The sequence below is a fragment of the Sulfuricurvum sp. genome (genome assembly GCF_019163035.1).
Lineage (GTDB): Bacteria > Campylobacterota > Campylobacteria > Campylobacterales > Sulfurimonadaceae > Sulfuricurvum.
Window position 1 is genome coordinate 1 of record NZ_JAFLKV010000061.1, and the last position, 3,592, is coordinate 3,592.

Here is a 3,592-nt window from a genome sequence, read left to right on the forward strand (position 1 = left end):
ATGGTGGTCCCAACAGGACTCGAACCTGTGACCACTACCTTGTCGAGGTAGTGCTCTACCAACTGAGCTATAAGACCATCAAAATTAATGCAAGAGCGAAATTATAGCCGTGTAGAAGTTAAATGTCACTTAACCCTTACACGACTGGGGGCGAAAGTTTAAAATCATCAATCCGATTACGGCAATATCGATCATCACATCGGCGGCATTAAAGACGGCAAAGTTAAATCCGTAATGCCAATAGACGTAATCCACCACCCCTCCGTGAATAAAACGATCGGCTACATTCGATAATCCGGCACCCACCATGATCCCTACCGGAATCAAATAACATATTTTTTTCAACCAGAGGGTATATCCGATAACGCCTGCCAATAAAGCAAGTTGTATCCATTTCAATGACCCCTCTAAAAAAGCGAACATTGAGAAAGCAACCCCTTTGTTGAAAACTAGAATCAGATCAATATAGGGAGAGTAAAGACGGAACCCCCCTAGAAAAATCGATTTTATCGCTTGGTCGAGGAGAAAAGCACTGCTCATCACCAATACTAAAATAATAATCGATCTAACCATTCAGTGCCTTCTCAAAAAAAGCAACTAGTCGTTCCATAGATTTTTCCATCACTTTGGCATCTTTCCCCTCTAAAAGGAGACGCAACTTATGTTCTGTCCCTGAATAGCGGATCAGATGACGCATATGTTCATGTTCGATTTTTGCAAGTTCTTCACTTAATCCCTCAATTTGATCAAGCGGTTTTTTAACTTTTACTTTGATATTGACCAGTTTTTGTGGATAAAGTTTAAATGGACGGAGCACTTTACTCGCTTTTTGCCCTGAGGTGAGAAGTACTGCCAAAATTTGGAGTGCACTCATCAATCCATCACCCGTTTTAGCATAATCGTGCAAAATAATATGGCCGCTTTGCTCTCCACCGAAGTTAATGCCGTTCTCACGCATCATCTCTAACACGTATTTATCTCCAACATTTGAGCGGAAAAGTTTGAGGCCGTTCTCGTTCATCGTATCTTCGAGAGCTTGGTTACTCATAACGGTAGCGACAATCCCGCCCCCTTTGAGCTGACCGTTTTTATTTAAAAAGAGCCCCAATGTTCCGAGTATCTGATCGCCATCAACTTCGTCCCCTTTTTCATCCACAACGATGAGACGATCCGCATCCCCATCCAAAGCCAAACCGATGTCGGCGCGATATTGCTTAACCGCTTCGCGCAAATCTTTCGTATGAAGAGCACCGCACCCCTCATTGATATTTACCCCGTTTGGCTTATCATGCAATACGATCACTTCGGCACCCAACTCTTCGAGCACGGTCGGTCCTACTTTATACCCTGCCCCGTTCGCCGTATCCAAAACAATACGCAACCCTTGGAGGGTTAGCTCACGGCTGAATGAGTTTTTGAGCTGAACAATGTAGCGCCCGATTACGTCATCGATCCGTTTTGCCGCACCGATGCTTTTGCCGGTCACTTGCCCCGCTTCAAGACGCGCTTTATCCTGAGCAATCTCTTCGATCTGAGCTTCAATATCTTCGGAGAGCTTATTTCCTTGGGCATCGAAAAATTTAATCCCATTATCTTCGTAAGGATTATGGCTCGCCGAAATCATGATCCCCGCATCACATCGCATATTTAATGTCAAAAATGCAATCGCAGGGGTCGGCATAGGACCGATCTCTATCACATCGTAACCCACTGCCGTCAGACCACTTACAATAGCATTTTCGATCATGTAGCCGCTTTTACGGGTATCTTTACCGAGTAAAATCTTTTTCGTTCGGGCATGAGCACTAAAATAAATCCCAGCCGCCATTGCAACACGCATCGCCAATTCTGCCGTTAAAAATGAGCCCGCTTCCCCACGTACTCCATCCGTTCCAAAAAGTTTCATAAAATTTTTCTTCCTTTTATTAGTTAATTTTTCTTTTTTATTTCTATTTCTATAAATTTTAACTTAAATTTAATTTTCTTTAAGGTAATATTTCACCCTAAATTAAACCTCGACAAGGATAAATGCCATGGCAAACCATAAGTCAGCATTGAAACGTATCCGTCAAACGGAAAAACGTACTGAACGTAACAGATTTTACCGTACACGTATTAAAAATATCGTTAAAGCGGTTCGTACTGCTGTTGAAGCAGGAGACAAAGATGCTGCAAAAGCAGCTCTTGTGATCGCTAATGCTAATCTTCACAAATATGTTAGCAAAGGTGTCTTGAAAAAAGAGACTGCTGCTCGTAAAGTAAGTCGTCTTCACCTCGCTGTTAACAAAATCGCAGCGTAATTTTTTGCCCTCGGGCAAAATTCCTTCTTTAAATTTTCTCAAAACGCCTCTTTTAGGACACACTCATGTTATCCGACAAACTCACCCCTTTTATCAACCGTTATAACGAATTAACTGAACTGCTTAGTTCTCCCGATATCGGTAATGACATCAAACGAATGACTGACCTCTCGAAAGAACAATCCTCTATCCAAGCGATTGTCACCAAAGCAACCGAGTACAAAAAACTCCTCGATGATATCGAAGAGAACAAATCCCTCGCATTTGATGCCGAACTCGGTGAGCTGGCTAAAGAAGAGTTACGCGCGTTAGAGCCGATGATTGAGCCGCTCGAAGATGAGATCAAAAAACTTCTCATCCCTGCCGATCCGAACGATAAACGTAACATCTATATCGAGCTTCGTGCCGGTACGGGTGGAGATGAAGCGGCGATTTTTGTCGGAGATTTATTTAACGCTTACGTTCGCTACGCCGATGTGAAGGGGTGGAAAATCGAACTCATGAGCAGTAGTCCTTCCGATGCGGGTGGATTTAAAGAGATCATCGCCCTTATCAAAGGAGATGGTGTCTATTCACGTCTAAAACATGAGTCCGGAGTTCATCGTGTTCAACGTGTCCCTGCTACCGAGTCCCAAGGGCGGGTTCACACCTCAGCTATCACCGTAGCTATCATGCCGGAAGTGGATGATGTCGAGGTTATTATCAATGAAAATGATCTCAAAATTGACGTTATGCGTTCATCCGGTTCAGGGGGACAAAGCGTCAATACCACCGACTCCGCAGTACGGATCACCCATCTCCCGACCGGAATCGTCGTCACCAACCAAGATCAAAAATCACAGCACAAAAATAAAGACAAAGCGATGCAAATTCTCAAAGCCCGTATTTATGATATGCAAATGCAAGAGGCAAAAGAAAAAGAGATGTCTGAGCGTAAAGATCAAGTGGGAAGCGGTGATCGTTCTGCTCGTATCCGTACGTACAACTATCCGCAAAACCGCATCTCCGATCACCGCATTACCCTCACTCTTTATCGACTCGAAGAGATTATGCAGGGGGGATTGATGGACGATATTATCGAACCGTTGATCGCCGATACTCAAGCACAAATTATGGAGAGAGCGGGATTATAAAGTTTAATGTGATTAAAAAAATCGCAAGCGATTTTGGGCTTCCTGCCGAAGGAAACCCAGTGTTAACGTAGTCGTCGGGACGTGTTCCGATGACGTTTAAAATCTCCAGTAAGTCTCAAAAACCCCTTTCACTTCCCCTTTGAACGTAATCGTCCCCTC

At 43.7% G+C, this 3,592-nt stretch carries 4 protein-coding genes and 1 tRNA gene; 2 read left to right on the top strand and 3 right to left on the bottom strand.

The window, feature by feature from the left end; all coding sequences use genetic code 11:
• Window position 1: 1 nt before the first annotated feature.
• From JZU62_RS05130 to glmM, 3 genes are all read right to left on the bottom strand, one after another.
• Window positions 2–77, bottom strand: a tRNA-Val gene (locus tag JZU62_RS05130).
• A gap of 52 nt (window positions 78–129) precedes the next feature.
• Complete coding sequence (lspA, locus tag JZU62_RS05135; RefSeq protein WP_295012562.1) at window positions 130–573, bottom strand: signal peptidase II; 444 nt, start codon at window positions 571–573, stop codon at window positions 130–132.
• The gene (gene glmM, locus JZU62_RS05140) at window positions 566–1,906 is read right to left on the bottom strand and encodes a phosphoglucosamine mutase (RefSeq protein ID WP_295012564.1); all 1,341 of its coding nucleotides are present in this window, start codon (window positions 1,904–1,906) and stop codon (window positions 566–568) included. The genes lspA and glmM overlap by 8 nt, the downstream gene beginning before the upstream one ends.
• Before the next feature lie 127 nt (window positions 1,907–2,033).
• On the opposite strand from glmM, the gene rpsT reads away from it, so the two are divergent.
• Window positions 2,034–2,300, top strand: a complete 267-nt coding sequence (gene rpsT / locus JZU62_RS05145; RefSeq protein WP_295012566.1) for a 30S ribosomal protein S20 — start codon at window positions 2,034–2,036, stop codon at window positions 2,298–2,300.
• A 65-nt stretch (window positions 2,301–2,365) separates the two neighbouring features.
• The gene (gene prfA / locus JZU62_RS05150) at window positions 2,366–3,433 is read left to right on the top strand and encodes a peptide chain release factor 1 (protein ID WP_295012568.1); all 1,068 of its coding nucleotides are present in this window, start codon (window positions 2,366–2,368) and stop codon (window positions 3,431–3,433) included.
• Window positions 3,434–3,592: the final 159 nt, after the last annotated feature.

Coding starts and splice junctions, on each gene's coding strand:
- lspA (WP_295012562.1), bottom strand. CDS start 573: ATGGTTAGATCGATTATTATTTTAGTATTGGTGATGAGCAGTGCTTTT.
- glmM (WP_295012564.1), bottom strand. CDS start 1,906: ATGAAACTTTTTGGAACGGATGGAGTACGTGGGGAAGCGGGCTCATTT.
- rpsT (WP_295012566.1), top strand. CDS start 2,034: ATGGCAAACCATAAGTCAGCATTGAAACGTATCCGTCAAACGGAAAAA.
- prfA (WP_295012568.1), top strand. CDS start 2,366: ATGTTATCCGACAAACTCACCCCTTTTATCAACCGTTATAACGAATTA.